General features: G+C 49.5%; 16 protein-coding genes, 1 tRNA gene and 1 pseudogene. 14 read left to right on the top strand and 4 right to left on the bottom strand.

Features of this window, described 5'->3' with window-relative positions; all coding sequences use genetic code 11:
* Positions 1–125 precede the first annotated feature (125 nt).
* The 4 genes from panB (at position 126) to C7B82_RS05600 (ending at position 2,210) form a co-directional block, all read left to right on the top strand.
* Positions 126–905, top strand: a complete 780-nt coding sequence (gene panB / locus C7B82_RS05615; protein WP_106255327.1) for a 3-methyl-2-oxobutanoate hydroxymethyltransferase — start codon at positions 126–128, stop codon at positions 903–905.
* A gap of 123 nt (positions 906–1,028) precedes the next feature.
* Positions 1,029–1,226 carry a hypothetical protein gene (locus C7B82_RS05610; protein ID WP_106255326.1) on the top strand — a complete coding sequence of 66 codons (198 nt, stop codon included), beginning with the start codon at positions 1,029–1,031 and terminating at the stop codon, positions 1,224–1,226.
* Between the two features lie 72 nt (positions 1,227–1,298).
* Positions 1,299–1,523: a hypothetical protein gene (locus C7B82_RS05605; RefSeq protein ID WP_106255325.1), complete on the top strand. Its 225-nt coding sequence runs from the start codon at positions 1,299–1,301 to the stop codon at positions 1,521–1,523.
* Between the two features lie 471 nt (positions 1,524–1,994).
* Positions 1,995–2,210 carry a hypothetical protein gene (locus tag C7B82_RS05600; protein ID WP_106255324.1) on the top strand — a complete coding sequence of 72 codons (216 nt, stop codon included), beginning with the start codon at positions 1,995–1,997 and terminating at the stop codon, positions 2,208–2,210.
* Between the two features lie 252 nt (positions 2,211–2,462).
* On the opposite strand, the gene C7B82_RS05595 is transcribed toward C7B82_RS05600, so the two are convergent.
* Positions 2,463–3,434 (bottom strand): methyltransferase domain-containing protein, encoded by a 972-nt coding sequence (locus tag C7B82_RS05595; RefSeq protein ID WP_219904050.1) that lies wholly within the window; start codon positions 3,432–3,434, stop codon positions 2,463–2,465.
* A 328-nt stretch (positions 3,435–3,762) separates the two neighbouring features.
* Between C7B82_RS05595 and C7B82_RS05590 the strand changes: the two genes are divergently transcribed.
* Positions 3,763–3,844: transfer RNA gene (locus tag C7B82_RS05590), tRNA-Leu, on the top strand.
* Between the two features lie 742 nt (positions 3,845–4,586).
* Positions 4,587–5,663 carry an ABC transporter ATP-binding protein gene (locus tag C7B82_RS05585; RefSeq protein WP_106255323.1) on the top strand — a complete coding sequence of 359 codons (1,077 nt, stop codon included), beginning with the start codon at positions 4,587–4,589 and terminating at the stop codon, positions 5,661–5,663.
* A gap of 3 nt (positions 5,664–5,666) precedes the next feature.
* Here C7B82_RS05585 and C7B82_RS05580 read toward each other — a convergent pair whose 3' ends face one another.
* The gene (locus tag C7B82_RS05580; protein ID WP_106255322.1) at positions 5,667–6,263 is read right to left on the bottom strand and encodes a DUF4126 domain-containing protein; all 597 of its coding nucleotides are present in this window, start codon (positions 6,261–6,263) and stop codon (positions 5,667–5,669) included.
* A gap of 357 nt (positions 6,264–6,620) precedes the next feature.
* Here C7B82_RS05580 and C7B82_RS05575 point away from each other — a divergent pair, with 357 nt between their 5' ends.
* The 7 genes from C7B82_RS05575 to C7B82_RS05545 all read left to right on the top strand — a co-directional run bounded on the left by C7B82_RS05575 (position 6,621) and on the right by C7B82_RS05545 (position 15,114).
* On the top strand, positions 6,621–7,487 hold the full coding sequence (locus tag C7B82_RS05575; protein WP_245939746.1) for an acyl-CoA desaturase: 867 nt from the start codon (positions 6,621–6,623) through the stop codon (positions 7,485–7,487).
* A gap of 471 nt (positions 7,488–7,958) precedes the next feature.
* Positions 7,959–9,092, top strand: a complete 1,134-nt coding sequence (locus C7B82_RS05570) for an SAM-dependent methyltransferase (RefSeq protein ID WP_106255320.1) — start codon at positions 7,959–7,961, stop codon at positions 9,090–9,092.
* Entirely contained in the window at positions 9,093–9,923 is an 831-nt protein-coding gene (locus tag C7B82_RS05565; RefSeq protein WP_181357361.1) for an alpha/beta fold hydrolase, read from the top strand.
* Between the two features lie 572 nt (positions 9,924–10,495).
* Positions 10,496–11,407: a glycosyltransferase gene (locus tag C7B82_RS05560; RefSeq protein WP_106255319.1), complete on the top strand. Its 912-nt coding sequence runs from the start codon at positions 10,496–10,498 to the stop codon at positions 11,405–11,407.
* Positions 11,400–12,182, top strand: a complete 783-nt coding sequence (locus C7B82_RS05555; RefSeq protein WP_106255318.1) for a polysaccharide deacetylase family protein — start codon at positions 11,400–11,402, stop codon at positions 12,180–12,182. Before C7B82_RS05560 ends, C7B82_RS05555 begins: the two co-directional genes overlap by 8 nt.
* Before the next feature lie 34 nt (positions 12,183–12,216).
* Positions 12,217–13,923: a glycosyltransferase family 39 protein gene (locus C7B82_RS05550; RefSeq protein WP_106255317.1), complete on the top strand. Its 1,707-nt coding sequence runs from the start codon at positions 12,217–12,219 to the stop codon at positions 13,921–13,923.
* A gap of 48 nt (positions 13,924–13,971) precedes the next feature.
* Positions 13,972–15,114, top strand: coding sequence for a mannosyltransferase family protein (locus C7B82_RS05545; protein ID WP_106255316.1), 1,143 nt, complete (start codon positions 13,972–13,974; stop codon positions 15,112–15,114).
* An 85-nt stretch (positions 15,115–15,199) separates the two neighbouring features.
* Here the strand turns inward: C7B82_RS05545 and C7B82_RS05540 are convergent, their stop codons facing one another.
* Entirely contained in the window at positions 15,200–15,457 is a 258-nt protein-coding gene (locus C7B82_RS05540) for a hypothetical protein (RefSeq protein ID WP_106255315.1), read from the bottom strand.
* A 57-nt stretch (positions 15,458–15,514) separates the two neighbouring features.
* Between C7B82_RS05540 and C7B82_RS31330 the strand changes: the two genes are divergently transcribed.
* Positions 15,515–15,790, top strand: a complete 276-nt coding sequence (locus tag C7B82_RS31330) for a hypothetical protein (protein WP_146141060.1) — start codon at positions 15,515–15,517, stop codon at positions 15,788–15,790.
* 222 nt (positions 15,791–16,012) lie between these two features.
* On the opposite strand, the pseudogene C7B82_RS33610 reads toward C7B82_RS31330, so the two are convergent.
* Positions 16,013–16,159: pseudogene (locus tag C7B82_RS33610) on the bottom strand (winged helix-turn-helix domain-containing protein); the annotation flags it as partial.
* Positions 16,160–16,223: the final 64 nt, after the last annotated feature.

Raw genomic sequence — 16,223 nt, 5'->3', positions numbered from 1 at the left:
GATCTCACCATGAAGTTGTGTGAGAACGCAGACCCTTGGCAGCAGAGCATTCGGTTATCTGTACCTTTCTCCTGGGTCTCCTCCTCTGTACGCTATTTCCTATACCCTTTTCTCGTATCCGTCTGATGTCAGTTACGACTCATCAATTAGCCCAATGGAAGCAGCAAGGACGCGCGATCGTTGCCTTGACGGCCTGGGATTATGCTCTTGCTCACGTATTAGACGAGGCCGGCGTTGACCTGATTCTGGTTGGCGACTCGCTGGCAATGGTGGCATTGGGTTACGACACCACGTTGCCAATCACGCTGGATGAGATTCTTCATCACGCCAAAGCGGTACGACGCGGTGTCAAGCGAGCGCTACTGGTCGCTGACTTGCCCTTCATGAGCTATCAAGAAAGTGTGCAGCAGGCGCTACATTCAGCGGGTCGCGCGTTGAAAGAAACTGGGGTACAGGCTGTCAAGCTGGAAGGTGGCAATCCGGCGATCGTGGCGACCGTCGCTCAACTAGTGCAGGCGGGGATTCCCGTTGTTGGGCATGTGGGGCTCACGCCGCAGGCGGTACACCGTCTAGGTTATCGTCAGCAGGGCAAGTCTCCCGAAACGGCAGAACATATTTTGGCAGAGGCGATCGCGCTGGAAAACGCTGGTGCCTTTGCCATTGTTTTGGAACACATCCCCACCGATCTCGCGCACCAAATCACCCAAAAGCTCACGATCCCCACGATCGGCATTGGAGCTGGCCCCCACTGTGACGGGCAGGTGCTGGTAACCGCTGATTTGCTTGGTCTTTCGGTACATCAACCGCCCTTCGCCAAGTCCTACATCAATTTACGGGAAACCATTACTCAGGCGGTGCAGGCCTATGGCGCTGAAGTACGGGAAGGAACGTTCCCACCAGGCTAATGCGATAAGGCAATTTCTCACCCCACTTGATTACACAAAATTTATGTAGTATTTTGGATATTAATTGAATACTGAATACATAAATCCAGTATTCAATGTAATCGTTATCCAAGGAGAAGGGTTATGACCGATGAAAGCTATGAGCGCATTGTGATCAAAGACCGGGACGGTGACTCTACTCTCAAGTTGGAGCGCCCGTTATTTGGAGACTTAACGATGACGCAAGAAGGCGGTAAAACCGTCATTCATAAAACGGCTTGGCTAAGCGGAACCACAACCTATGTGCCCGCGCCAGATGCATCGATTAAGGCAGAGAAATAAAGTACCACAACGAAAACTAATCGATCACAGCGCTCAACCTCGGTTGGGCGCTGTGTTTAGGAGGCTGTACCGATGAACAAGCAAGCGCCCCGCTACAATATTGCCCTTCGGTTGACGGGTTGGCTGTTGAAAAGCATCTACCTGCTGCTGCTGGTTCTACTGCCACTGCATCTCGTACTCCTAACATTCAACGTGACGTTGCCAATGGAATGGCTCTTACCCTATCTGGGCAGAACACTGCTGCTAGCAGTAAGCTCTTTTTTATTCGGTGGCTTTTGGGCAGCGCTGTCGCGGTAGCGATCGTCAACGACGTCCAAGCCCACATATACGGCTAACGAAATAGCCGTATGTGCAACAAACGCCCATCTAATCGGCGTGGATTTATATGTTTAAATTTATATATAATTTATGTTTGCAGTACACCATTGATATGTGGTAGATTGTGCAAATGCGAGATAACGCTTTCAACAGCGTTGTACTAGCTGGGCAAAGATCCTAAGTCCAGTCGAAGGCTTGCGATGCCTTCTCCTAAAGAAAGAGCTTGAGCTAAGGCTCTGAATTTTGCCGTGAGCCAGTTGGCTTTGTGCGGTTTCAGGCGCTTGATCGATTGCTTCATGCTCTAAACAAGTGAGTCGGGACAGGGTGCAGAGGTAAAATTCCCGCTTGGGAGCTTTGTTCCCAAACCTCTTTGATTTCAATGCTTTGCACTCTCCGGCAACAGCTGTAGAGGTGATTGCTGCTGATTTTTGATGAAATGTGTGAGGAACGATGACTGCTGCGAAGAAGAAACGTTTGAATCTAGACCTGACTCCCGAAGCCTATGATTTGCTGCAAAAATTGGCAGACGAATCTGGCAAAAATATGGCAGAAGTTTTACGTACTGGCTTAGCGCTATACAACATTGCTCAAGAACAACGACATGTCGGTCGCACGCTCGGTGTTGTGGAGGGCGATCGCGTCGTTAAAGAGATTCTAATTACTTAGGCATTTTCTGAGAAGATTTTACCGCTGTAGGGCGCAGAGCCTTGCGTCCCTAGAATAGAAGACTGATCAGCAGATCCATCATTTGTCAGTCTGGAAATTTTCTTAAAAGCCTGGATTTAATAAAGTCGGTAAATGGTCTACAGGTAGGGGCGCAGGCCGTGCGTCCCTACCCTTACGGGGAATGCTGTAACGGTCAGCCATCAATTTTTTCTGACCGCTGACCGCTGATCGCTGATAGCTGACCGCTAAATCCTACCGCAGCGCTCTTCCTCGAAGCGTCGTACTCCGTTGAGCCAAGATCGGGAAGTTTCTCGCCAAAATGCCCCATTTAACGCCAGCAGTGCCTTTCAGCATGTCGCCTTCAATGCGTCCGTTAAATTGAACTATGCCTTGCTGCCCTTGAATCGTTTCGGTGCGGTTGAAGGTGAGCCGATCGCCCATGAGCGTAATGTTAGGGATGGTGTATTTCTTACCCTCCACGATCGCGTCACCCTTAACCTGCTGAAACTGTTGGGTAAACCGCAGCGTATACGTCTGAGCACGTCCGGTTGCGTATTCTACCCGTCCTTTCCAATCACCAGCAAGGCGTTCGGGCACCACCCAATAGTAGAGAGTTTGGGGTGATGACGCACCAGGAACAGTAATCGTCTTATCGGGTTTCCAGTCACCGAGCGCAGGCGTGCGAGCAACAATGCGAGTGCCTGGTTTCAATTCACTCAAGAGTCTGGCGCGCAGTTTGAGAGCCGTGTCAGATGACGCATCAAGGTTCACGACACTAGCATCACGAAAATCGGCTTGCACCAGATCTTGCTGGAGAAACTGGGCGCTACTGCCCACACCTGCCTGCTGAGCGTTGGTGTTACTTAATTGCACCAGTTCAGGGTTGGTTTCTACCCCCACACTTCGCCGCACTCCGTACGTTTTGACTGCCGCGATCGTCAGCCTGCCATCACCAGAGCCGAGGCTATACACCACATCGTCGCGGGTAACGCCAGCTAGCTTCAGCAGTTCGGCAATGGTGGCATCGGGAATCGGTACGTAAGTGCTACTGGTCTGGCTGGGCGATATCGTTGTTGAGGGTGTGCCTATTGAGGGTGTAGCTGTTGAGGGTAACGATTGCGCGATCGTCACTGCTCGATCGCCCGTCCCACTCAACAGCACAAGGCTTAAACTCGCGCACAATCCCCACGCACTCAGTCTCATTGCTTTCTGTTGTAATGTCACAGCACCTACTCCCACTAGTAAAACGCAGACAATTCTAAACGCAGACAATATTTTTTCGTAGCGTATCAATCGGGCGACTGCTGGCTCTCACTTCTGGATAGACCCATGCGCGATCGATTAGTTCCCAAACTCTTTTAAACGAATTTAGTAGTGCGATTGTAAACCTCTGACCGCTTTTTGCTATGCTTAGTAAGTCTCAAAGCAGACCAAACCTCAGGGCTGCAGTCTGAACCAGGCTCTATCTAATGATCAGTCATTAGATCCTGTCGATTCTTCAGGCTAGAGGCGTAGTTCAAACGAAAGAATCTGGTTTTTCGAGCCAGTTTGTGCGGATGTGGCGGAATTGGTATACGCGCACGCTTGAGGTGCGTGTGGCATTGTCCTTGCGAGTTCGAGTCTCGCCATCCGCATTCTTTTTTTAAGCCTTACTTCTTTCAAAATGTGAATGAAAGGATAAGGAGATTTCTAGTAAACAAACTACCCGCTGTCTATGCCCTACAGGCAGGCTACGCCAACGACTCCGCTCAGCCACCTTGCACCCTGAGCAGAGTCGAAGGGTAAAATATTTGCTGGAAATCGCCTAAGTTGAGCAATTTGCTAACTTTATGCTTGCAGACCCATTGACTCAACTTATCCTCTTAAGATGTTGTCCGCAGGTTAAGTTACTGTAAGTTTTGATAGAGCTTTTTCAGGAAGCTCGGAAAATGATCAATTATGGTCAGAAGCTTTGAGGCATTGATTTGACTACTTTAGTCTTTTCGTGGTCTTGCCCTAAGTGGCACTACCCCAGTCTGGTAACGCTACTTAGAAAAAGACGTAGCAAAAGGCACGAGCGAGCATAGAGCAGTAGTTTGTGTTCGCCTCCCTTCTCCACAAGTTCAAGTGCAAACCAAGGCCTGATGGTGCCGCTGGCTGAACTGTTGCCGTTTGTTGATGCTAAAGGCTATGAGCTATGGGTCTAGTTGGTGTTAGCTGCCGAAACAGGGAGCCAGTGCCATTGGGCTGTGGGTAAGGAGACTGAATTAACCAGTGAGATGGAACGCTTCATTCAAAACTCAAGACTCTCTGACTTATCCTTCATCCTTCCCTATTCGTCCCTTGTCTTCCAACTCAAAATTCAAAACTCTGACTTATCCTTCATCCTTTCCTTCCATGTCTCGACTTGAACTTAGAAACCTTAACAAAACATTCACCCCCAAAGTCATTCCTGTCAAAGACATCAGCCTCTCGGTTGAAGATGGCGATGTGTTGAGTTTACTAGGGCCATCTGGTTGCGGGAAATCGACGATCTTACGCATGATTGCGGGGTTAGAACAGCCCACACGGGGACAGGTGTTGATTGGCGATCGCGATGTTACTAACGAACGACCAGGCGATCGCAACATTGCAATGGTGTTCCAGAGCTATGCGCTGTACCCACACTTAAATGTGCGCGAAAACCTCCGTGCCGGGTTGAAACTCAAGAAAGTGCCGACCGATGAAATTGAAAAACGGATTGCCGAAGTGTCAGAGATTCTGGGACTGGATGACCTGATGCATCGCAAACCGGGGCAACTTTCGGGTGGACAACGTCAGCGGGTCGCTGTGGGACGGGCCTTGGTGCGGCGATCGGACGTGTTTTTGCTGGACGAGCCTCTTAGCAACCTGGATGCCTTGTTACGAGAACATGTCCGCGCTGACCTGAAGCAGATTTTCTCGGTGCAAAAAGCGCCTGTCGTTTACGTCACCCATGACCAAACGGAAGCTATGACGCTCTCAACTCGAGTTGCCGTACTCAACAATGGCTATCTGCAACAACTGGATGCGCCAGAACAGATTTACAACCATCCAGCCAATCAGTTTGTCGCTGGTTTTGTGGGCAGTCCTCAAATGAATTTGTTTACGCTTGCTTGCGAGGGCAACTATGCGCTGTTGGGAGACTTCAAAACTCCTCTCCCTGACCTACCCACTATGCCGCCTCAAATTGTGTTGGGCATCCGTCCAGAGCATGTCTACCTCACCAAAGCGGACATGACTGCCACCCTTAAAGGCAAGGTGTTTCTCGTTGAGAATCTGGGGATGCACAATCTCGTTAGTGTCAAAGTACCGAACGCTAAGGGTGATCCGATCGTGCTGCGATTGTTGCTGCCACCAGAGCTATGGGCAAATCGGGAGTTGTCTCTGACGCTGGTGCCCGAAGAACTTCACTGGTTTGATGTGGAGTCGGGCGATTCTTTAGTACGGCAGTGAGCGTCAATCGGGGTCTTGCTTGTAGCGTCTTGGGTGGTGGCGATCGGTTCCTTGCGTCTGCTCTAAATACCAGCGTCGCCATTCCTTGGAACTACGAATCGCGAGCCATAACAGTAACAAGGCAATCAAACCACCCTGTCGGGGTGCATCCAGCGCAAATAACACCAGTAAAAAGCAGAGCCCATCTTGTGCGAAGACGACCCAGAGAGGAATTTGCTTTAAGCGGTAAAACCAACCGACCTGCACCAGTTGCAGCACCAGTGCGACCAGCCCGCCGATGCCGCCCAATAGCCAGACCAACCAGGTAGGGATGCCAGCAGCCTGTGCCACGGCCATGCCCATAATCGCCCCCACCAGCGGGCTAAAGAGTAGTTGAACCAGGTGTAGCGATCGTCGCCCTAGCCGATCTTTAGACGCAAACACCTCGACCAAAGACCAACTGACCAGCACGCCCAAAACGACTGGCGGCGGAATGTGTGATAGCAGCGGCACTCGCGACCATAAGCTGCCGCCATACAGCAACCCAATGAGCAACAGCGGGAGCGCAATTCTCATCCCCGCTGCTGCAGAAGCAGAGAGCACAGCCAGGATTTCAATCATAGGAATGGTCGAACTAAATTTCGCCCCCGTTGTTGCTAGAAATAACCACTCTCATTCACGTTAGCAGTAGCATCCTACTATTCCTAGTTTGGCTTTTTTTGCGCCACTGTGCAGTGGGGTATGAGCAATTGCAAAAAGTAACAGACTGCATGGTTGCTTGCAGGCTTTCGATCGCGATGAGCTTTCGATATCAGGAGGTTGCTGGAAGAAGCAGGGCACGGTCTGTGAAGGCAGTGTGTTGAAAGTGAAGTGTAAAGTGTACCTATTGGCGTGCGAACCGCTATCTGTCTATTTGCTCCTAAGGAAACTAAACGCTTAATGAAGCCCTACTCTCAACTCACGCTTGCTTCTTATCTCATGGGCCCTACGCTAATCGTGGTGAGTCATTTTGGTGCACTACTCGTTCTTTTTACTGGTTTATCTGTGGGGGCAATTGCCTGGGCAGTGGCACTATACGCCATTCGGATGTTTGCTACGACGGGCATTTATCATCGACTGTTGACGCACAAGAGCTATCAAGCACCAATGCCAGTTTTGTGGCTGGGCAGCATTGTCGCAGCTGCGGCTGGACAAATGGGACCGAGTTGGTGGAAAGCGCACCATATGGCGCATCATCAATTCTCTGACCAGGAGCGTGATCCACATTCGCCCTACCAACCATGCAAAGGAGCAAAAGGCTTTTGGTGGTCTCAGGTAGGATGGCTATTCTCCTCAGTTTTTTTGCCTGCAAAGTTACCTGCTGATGTTGAAAGTGATGTTGTTTTAAGACTGATCGATCGGTTGCACTTTCTTCCTACCATTGCGCTCGGTGCGATCTCATATTTCATGGGTGGCATGGATTATCTCGTGGCCTTTTTCCTCAGCACGACTGTGCTCTTTCACGGGGTTGCAACGGTGAACTCACTCACCCATCTCGTTGGCGAACAACCCTTTCGTACTAACGATGGCAGTCGAAATAATTGGTTCGTCGCGCTTCTGACCTTCGGTGAAGGCTGGCATAATTTGCATCATGCTTTTCAGTCATCCGCTCGACATGGCATCACCCTGCAAAAGGGACAGGTTGCTTATTTGCCTGATCCTACATTCTGGTTAATCAAGCTGCTTGAGATTTTCAATCTAGCGTCAAAAATTCGAGTGCCGTCCGAAATAGAACTTATCGATCGCGCTAAAGACCCTAGCCATCAAAATTTGGCGATGGCGACTGAAGCAGAAAAATCGAGCTAAACCTGGCTTGCGGTTGCAAAAGGCTTCAGAATGACTATAATTTCTCAAAAGATGAAATTTTCTTTCGTAGCAGATTCTTGAATTTGCTTCACCTCGATTCGCTCAGTCAATGTGTGTCAGCGCGTTGATGCAAACCATCAATGAGCTTTACGCGTTTGTTTGGGTATTTTCTGCAAAAGATTGTGCTGATGAGGGGCGCAAGGTGATTTCCGAGAAAAAAGGTACCGCCGCCTGGTAGAAGGCAGGTTTTGCCAGTGTCTTTGCCTTCAGCCGATCGCTTTGGTGTCAAACCTTCCCCCTACGGGTCTTTTGTTTGCTAGAAAGCTCCTAAGACCTTGCGCCCCTCAGTAAGATGGGCAAGTTATTAGCAATTTGTTTTCTGAAAATCTCCTAAGCTGTTTTCATTCTGTGTCTCACGCTGGATTGCACGATTGATTCGCTGGTCAATATCTTAAATGGAGACAAGCTAAAATGACCTCTGCCAACGCATTTCCAACGCTTCAAAAGTATCTTCCCATTACAGGCGACATTAATCTCAAAACACCGATCGCGTATAAAGCAACACGAGGAGCCGCTAGAGTCGTCGATGCTTTGCAAATGGCACTAGCGGAAGTGTATATTAACGGTTTGGAAATACCGGACTCGGTCTTTCGATCGATGATCCATACGTCTATGCCCATCTTATTTAAACATAGTCCTGGGCTGCTGGCTCCCTATGATTGGGTCTTAGAGGAATCTAGTGGCATTGCTGAAAGTTCGCGAGAACTCATGAAAGTGCAATACGATCGACCTCAAGCAATGCTGAATCGGATGTTAGGAGATTGGGATGTCATTTATCCCAAGTACAGTACAGGCTTTTGGCAAAACGGTGCTGCGAATTTAGAAGAAGCCCAAAGGCACATGATCGATCAGGTCATTGAGCGGTTAGGGATTACTGATGGCGACCATATTCTGGATTTTGGTTGTGGTTGGGGGTGTGTACCCAACTACATTCTTTCTAAGTTTCCGAATGTGCGCTTCACAGGGTTGAACTTGAGTCATGAACAATGTGAATACATGCGTCACAAAATGCAAGACCCTAACAGTTACCTGAGTTCTGGACGGTTTACGCTCTATGAAGGCGACTTAAACGAGGCTCAGTTTGACGAAAAGTTTGACAAAATTCTTTCAATCGGGGTCTTCTGTCATGTTGGGAATTTGACTAACGCCTTCCAAAAACTGGCATCACTGCTTAGGAGCGGAGGAAAGGTCTTTATTCACATCATCACCGTCCGTATTCCCAACCATATGTCGTCTGGCTTTACGCATAAGTACATTTTCCCGCACGGTCGCTACTGGAACTATGACGCAGTGCCTCACCACAACCGCGATCTGAAGACGATTGATCGCTGGTACATGAATGGCACCAACTATCATAAGACGCTGACAGACTGGTTAGAACGCTTTGATGCTAATCAAGAAAGTATCCAGCATTTAGAATATGGCATGGATTACGCAAAATTTCGGCGGCTTTGGCGATTTTACCTACTCCTACTGGGAACGATCTTTGCGACGTGCGATGGCGAATATAATGGGAACGGTCAATATCTCATGGTGCACGCGTAGTTGATCGAAAAGCAAATTCTTACCTTGCGATCGGATCTAGTTCCCGGTCAGTCTTCTCATACGGCTGCTTACTTGGAGCGGGGTAGCGGTGCTCCGCTCATCATGCTGCATGGCTTTTTAGGTGATGCCACCAATTGGCTACCGCTGATGGCGTTGATGGAGCCTCACGTGCGTTGTATCGGTCTGGATTTGTTGGGTTTTGGCGATTCTTCAAAGCCCCCCATCCGTTATGACATCGCGCAAGAAGTTGCGTTTGTCCATCAGGTATTGGCGGCTTTGAAGATTGAGTCATGCTACATAGTAGGCCACTCGTTTGGCGGTTGGGTCGGAGCAGCCTATGCCTTAGCGTATCCAGAAGCCGTGAAAGGGTTGTTGCTGGCGGCTCCGGCAGGCATTCGAGACGATAGCTTTTGTGGGCGTTACGATCATCTACGTCCTTTGCTCTGGCGGACTCCGGCTGTGGATTGGGCGCTCAAGCTGGCAAAACCGATCGCCTCAATCATCGGTCAACGTCCGGCAGTCGATCAGATCGCCTGGTTTCGTCAGGAACTAATGGCCCAACCTGCTGCCTGTTCATTTTTGCTCGATCGCCTGCGGCCAGAAGACGCGATCGACACCGTAGAGAAAGAGATTTACCGTTTGCAAGTGCCCACACTGGTGATCACGGGCGATCGGGATGAGACGATTCCCCTTTGGCATTCGCAAACGTATGCCAACGAGATTTCGAACGCTCAACTGGCAGTCATTCCCAACGCTGATCATGCTCTGCCGCAAAAGCATGCTGCTGAGCTAGCGGCTTTAATTGTGCCTTTTCTTACATCGAAGGCCTGATTTCACTGACTCAATGGTCGGTATTGGCATGACTCACCCGCTCATCTTCGTCATCTGATTGACACAGCAATTGGACGCATTGACAGTATGATTGTGAGGCTAACTAGAGAAAATTTATGATCAGTGAGCTCATTCACCTGTATCTTTTCTATGAGTGCATTGATGATGCCCTTGCTGCAAGAGCAAGGGTTGACTAAACTGCTGATCACTGGAAAATTTGGCTGTTTGATTTTAGCGTGTCTATTGTTTTGATGATGGCCTTATGATGGTGCTCTCTGTTTGACTAGATGTGTTAGCGCAAGCGTAAGTTTGACGTCCTTCTATTGATTAGATTGCAGCCCAACTGCACTTGGGTTGAGTATCAGTCTATTGTTCTTTGCGATGGCTTAGTCGAGCAGTCTTTCAGTTAGATTCCCAGCCGATGTTTCTCTGGGATCAAGGTTTGCCAACTGCTACGAATAATCCCAAACTTCTCTGCCCTTTATGGCCGCTTGTTAGCAGTGAAAAAGCGTTTTGTCACTGCTCCTAGCCAAAGAGAATAGTCTTTTGCATTAGGTTGATGGAGGAAGAGCATGGGGTGGCTGTTAAGAAAGCCTTCGTTGTCTTGGTTTCGGCAAGCAGGTTGGAAGCAACGCTGTCAAGCCAAAAGCGTATGGCAATGGGAGCCCTTGGCCTTTGCAGAGCACCCGTTGCTCCAACAGGGTGCGTCCGATACGGTGGCGTACGATCGCGTTCAAACAGAGCGGCGACTTAAGCCTTATAAGGTAACCGTTGTACTGCCCATATATAACGAACAAGCGTGTATTAACGAGACGTTTGATGCGGTGCTTGAGTACGCCCGTTATCACCCTACCTACCAATTCATTTTCGTGAATGATGGTTCTGTTGATCAGACGCAGCAACGGCTGGAAAGTCGATTAGCTCATTGTCAAACCGAGCAGATGACATTAGCATCGTATACGCCTTGCCGAGGTAAAGGGCATGCGGTTAAGACAGGCGTTGCATTAGGGGCGGGTGACTATGTCTGCTTTTTGGATAGCGACTTGGCCTATTCGCTCGATCATCTTGATCGGCTACTCGACGAGCTGAAAGAGGCGGATATCGTGATTGGCTGTCGCAATCTGTTGCCGGGTGGTGCAAAGGGTGTGCATCCGACACGCCGACTGGCTGGACGCGTTTTCAATCTGCTCTCTCAATGGATTTTGGCGCTGAACTTTAGCGATATGCAAGCAGGCATTAAGGGGTTTCGAATGCAAACCGCTCGACGTTTGTTTGCGAAACAAGTATTAACGGGATTCTCCTTTGATGTTGAGCTGGTTTATCTAGCAAAAAAACAAGGCTGTCAAATCGGCGAGATTCCAGTATCTGTTTCGATGCACCACGCACAAAAGACGTCCAATGTGCATTTGTTGAAGGATTCACTCAGAATGCTGCTTGATCTATTCAGAATTCGCTACTACGACATGACGAAACGGTATGACTAAGGTTGTTCTGCTGAGCTTTGATTTAGAAGAGTTTGATATTCCAGAAGAATACGGACAACTACTTGAACCAGCCGTTAAGTTTGCGGTTTCGCTCAAGGGCTTAGAAGCGCTCTTGCCGCTGTTGGAACAACTGCAGATTCGGTCTACTTTTTTTGTGACTGCGAATTTCGCGAAGCAGCATCCGCATGTGGTGCGATCGCTTGCCCAGACGCATGAAGTTGCCTCGCACGGCTTCTATCATGACTCCTTTGCAGTGTCAGATTTACGCCTCTCAAAAGACGTCCTCGAAGGCATTACTCATACTGCTGTGACTGGCTTTCGCATGGCGCGGCTGCAAGCGGTGAGTGATCGCGCGATCGCAGCAGCAGGCTATGTTTACAACTCGTCGATGAATCCAACTTATTTGCCGGGGCGTTACAACAATTTCTGGCAAAAGCGCACGGCTTTTTACTCACAGCAACTACTGCAAATTCCAGTTTCTGTCACGCCTCTCATCCGCTTTCCGTTGTTCTGGCTGAGCTTCAAAAATCTGCCGCTGCTGGTGTACAAAGTTGCTAGCCAGTTGACCTTACAGTGCGATCGCTATCTCAACCTCTATTTCCACCCCTGGGAATTTATAGATATCACGTCCTTTAAGCTGCCAGGTTACGTCAAACGTCATTCCGGCAATGTGATGCTGTTACGCTTAGAACGTTATTTGACGTGGTTGCTGCCGCAAGCTGAGTTTATTACGTTTTCTGAGTTTAAACTGGTGCACGCCATGGGACAGTTGTGAACCCATGCCCTGATACTGATTGCATAGACACTGAGTGCTATCCTTAGTGACGGCTGATACTGACCCGATCGTGGGGTCACTAGCAGGCGCTGTTGCTCCGGAAGGTAGTCTATCGATGTCGCCTCCCAACTCTTCCAACCCTCGGCTAATCAGAGCCGTTCGTCTGCTGAGTCTCGCTCTGTTAGTGCTGGCGATTTGTTTTCGCTTCATTCATTTGGATCGCAAGGTGTATTGGCATGACGAAGCCTACACATCGATGGTGATTACGGCTCGTCCTGGTAAATATTTTAGTGATGAACTGTTCCAGAACCGACTGGTCAGACCGGCTGATTTACTGGCCTATCAACAATTTGTGCCGACGCTGACGCTGCAAGACATGATGATCCGTAAAGGAGCGGAAGATGTTCAGCATCCACCCTTGTACTATCTCCTCTTACGGTTTTGGGCGATGGTATGGGGCACATCTCCGGCAGCAATCCGCAGCCTTTCCGCTCTACTCGGTCTATTACTGTTTCCAGCTGTGTACTGGTTGTGTCTGGAGCTGTTTGAATCTGCCTTAGCAGGGTGGCTTGCGATCGCGCTCTTTGCTGTGTCACCGCTTCAATTGGCCTATGCACAGGAAGCGCGCGAGTACGGCGTTTGGAGCGTGTTGATCTTAGTGAACAGTGCACTTCTGCTACGTGCTATGCGTGTTGCGACCTGGCGCAATTGGGTTTGGTATGGCGTGTCGCTGGCGATCGCCTTCTATACGGCTTTATTCACTGTATGGATTGTGGTCGGGCACTGGTTCTATACGATCGTGCTGGATGATGGAAACCAGTGCTTCAGGCTGCCACTGCGTGTGGGAAAACGCACCGTTTTCTACCTGGCTACGCTTTTTATTGTGCTGCTGCTGTTCAGTCCCTGGGTGTACGTTATGGTTACGGCAGGAAATGCGTTGGCAGTGACGACCTCCTGGACATCAGTGTCGTTGCCTCTGATGATTAACCTGCAGTCAACTGTTTTTAATTTCAGCCGAAGTTTTGTCGATTTCAATTTTGATTGGAGCGATCCCATTGCCTATGTGCTAGCGTTGCCGATTCTGAGTCTCCAGGGTTATGCGGTGTATCGTCTTTGCCGTACGGCTCCAACACGCATTTGGTGGTTTTTGCTAACCTTTATAGGTGGTACAGCCTTAGCGTTGGGAGTACCGGATCTTTTATCTGGGGGCCAACGCTTCATGGTGACACGCTATTTGTTCCCTTGCTTCATGGGTTTGCAGTTAGCGGTTGTCTACCTTCTAGCGATCGACGGCACTCAGCGGCAGTACTGGCGAATGCGGTTTGCCACGCTGACATTTGCCCTCCTCATGTTTCTGGGTGTGCTTTCCTGTAGTGTGTATACGCAGTCGAACACCTGGTGGAATAAGGTCCTCAATTCCAACTATCCTCAAGTTGCTGCACTGATTAATGAGAGCGATCGCCCACTGATTATCACTGATGCCTACAGCTATAATCCTGCCAGCATGATTTCCTTGAGTTATCTTGTCAAACCAACAACTCAATTTTTGTTGCTGCCGCCTGTGGGGAATTCGTTTCCGGTCAACAATTTGCCGGCGGACGTTGAGTCAATCTTTTTATTCAATCTGCCGCCAGTCTTTAGGCAACAGTTTGAGGCTACCTATCATCAGCGCACGGTCTCTGTCTTTGAAGATTCCTGGAATAGCGTCTGGGAAGCGCAACGATCGTTGCCAGAGCCGTGATGTCTTTGAACATCGATTCAGTCAGGTAAACCAGCTAGACATGGAACCATGAAGGCTTTTCAGTCATCCTCTCAAACAAACGGTATCCTTTTCGTCCTTGCCATCTGGTTGCTCAGCCGACTCCTTATTATTGCTGCGATGCAGTTACTGGCACCGCTGGTGTTTACATCGCCTGTACATACTGAATGGGCCTTGGGCAGCAGTCCGCATGATTTTGTACCTGGCTATATACCCCAACGCGGTTGGGAACTTTTCTCGCATTGGGATGGTAAGTGGTATCGCAGTATCGCGATCGAAGGCTATGAATATGTCAACGATGGACAACAACATTCGATCGCTTTCTTTCCCTTATTCCCCGTGGTTCTGCGTGGAGTGATGTCTTTAGGGTTGCAGTTTGAGGTTGCAGCGCCCCTTGTGAATAACCTGGCGCTGCTGGGAACTGTCATACTGTTGTATTTTTGGGTGGCGGAGTCTCATAGTATTCAGACTGCGAAATGGGTCGCTGCCGTGTTTGTCTTATATCCCTCTTCACTGTTTGGTACAGTTGCCTACACAGAAGGGCTTTTTCTTTTGGTCTCGACAGCCGCGTTACGCGCCTATGATCAACACCACTATGGTTGGGCTGCTTTTTGGGGCGCTTTGGCTTCTGCCTCCAGAGTGTTTGGGATGAGCTTGATTCCGGCGTTTCTCTTTTTGGCCTGGAAAGAAGCTCGACCACCGATCGCCTATGTGACGGGGCTAGCAGCTAGTGGTGGATTGCTTCTCTTTTGCTTATACTCTGGTGTGCGGTTTGGCGATCCACTGGCATTCATCCACACCCAGCAAGGATGGGAGCATGAATCGCTGTTGGAGATTGTTAAGAATGCGTTGACGCTAGACAAAACGAGCCTCTTTGCTGTTCTTGCCTTGTCCATAAGCGTGTTTCTGCTGTGGCGTTTTCGCACTCAAATGCCTCCAGTTGTTACGGCTTATGGTGTTGTTTCGTTGGTGTTACTCCTGTCGGCTGGAGTCACATCGGGCCTTTCCACGGCTTCTACCGCTCGCTATTTGTACGGCATTGTTTCTGTATCGGTGGGGCTAGGTCTTTGGCTAACCCGTTACCCCCGCTGGGGCTATGCCCTTCTCTGCTATTTTGCGATCCTCCTGTTCCAGGATGCGTTTCATTTTGCTGGCTGGGATTTTGTTGGGTAGGTTGAATCAAGCTGAGGCACTCATTGCAAAGCTAACTGGCTCTGCTCAAACGCCGCTCGAGAGGGAAACACCTTAGGATCGTGGATCAAATAAGACCGGAAATTATCAAGCTTGTGGTGCCAAAGTCCAGGTGGCGGTAGAGGGTTTTGGAACTAATGCCCTGGGCGATGATCGCTTCCACCCGGGCGGTAATGGTAGTGGGGAAAGTGCTCAAGGTTTCCAGTTGTTGCACGACGGCTTGAATCCGCTGCTGGGCATCCTCAGACCGCGATGCATTGAAGGGGACGATATTGTTACTGACTTCGGTGGGGAAGCTGCCGGAGCGTTGGGGTTGGTCTCCCAATTTCCAGTAATAGTTTTCCGCTGCCCGGGCCCATACCTGCGATCGCAGTCGGATTTCATGGCAATGGCCGCACCATTGGGCATATCCAGAAGACGCGATCGCTCAACGAGCAATAGCCGTCTGTTTCAACAGCTTTCAGATCGCCTCTCAGCAGCAGAGCAAACCTACTTGGATCGGTTGCCGCTGAGTGAATTGCCAGAAACGCAGGCCTTGGCGAGGGTCTTCAATTCCAGGAATGGTTTGAACCAGATAGACCAACAAAACTCCAAAACTGATGGTCAACGGCTCTATGCAGCTGCCCTGACATTGGTGCTGATTCATCCTCTAGCCTAATCCATGCCATTGTCAAAATTTGAATTTGGAATTGCTGACGATCACGGGTGCAAAAAAAGCCTCGGTAAAACACCAAAATGAGTGGATAACCATCCAGAAAACCTAGTCTTTGATCCATCAGAGTAGGCTGTGTCAACTGAGAAAGCGCTGTTTGTTCATTCTGGTGATTAGGCCATACAAAATCGGGGAGTTGGTCACTGACTCGCAGCTTTGTTGTCATCTTTATACCTCCCGCAAGGCGTAGCCTACACCATGTACCGTATGAATGAATCGTTTCTCACCCTTCTCTTCTAACTTCAGATACAGGTACAGGTAACGAATCTAAACCTCAATGATATTGGAATCGCCCATGAAGTCATAGCCCCAAACTGTACTATGCGCACTACCGACCATGTGTTGATACAACTTGTTGACGCAGTAGTGAGCTAAACCT

The sequence above is a fragment of the Stenomitos frigidus ULC18 genome (assembly GCF_003003795.1).
GTDB lineage: Bacteria > Cyanobacteriota > Cyanobacteriia > Leptolyngbyales > Leptolyngbyaceae > Stenomitos > Stenomitos frigidus_A.
Note: the sequence above shows the minus strand (reverse complement) of the source record. Positions and strands in the feature narration are given on the sequence as shown.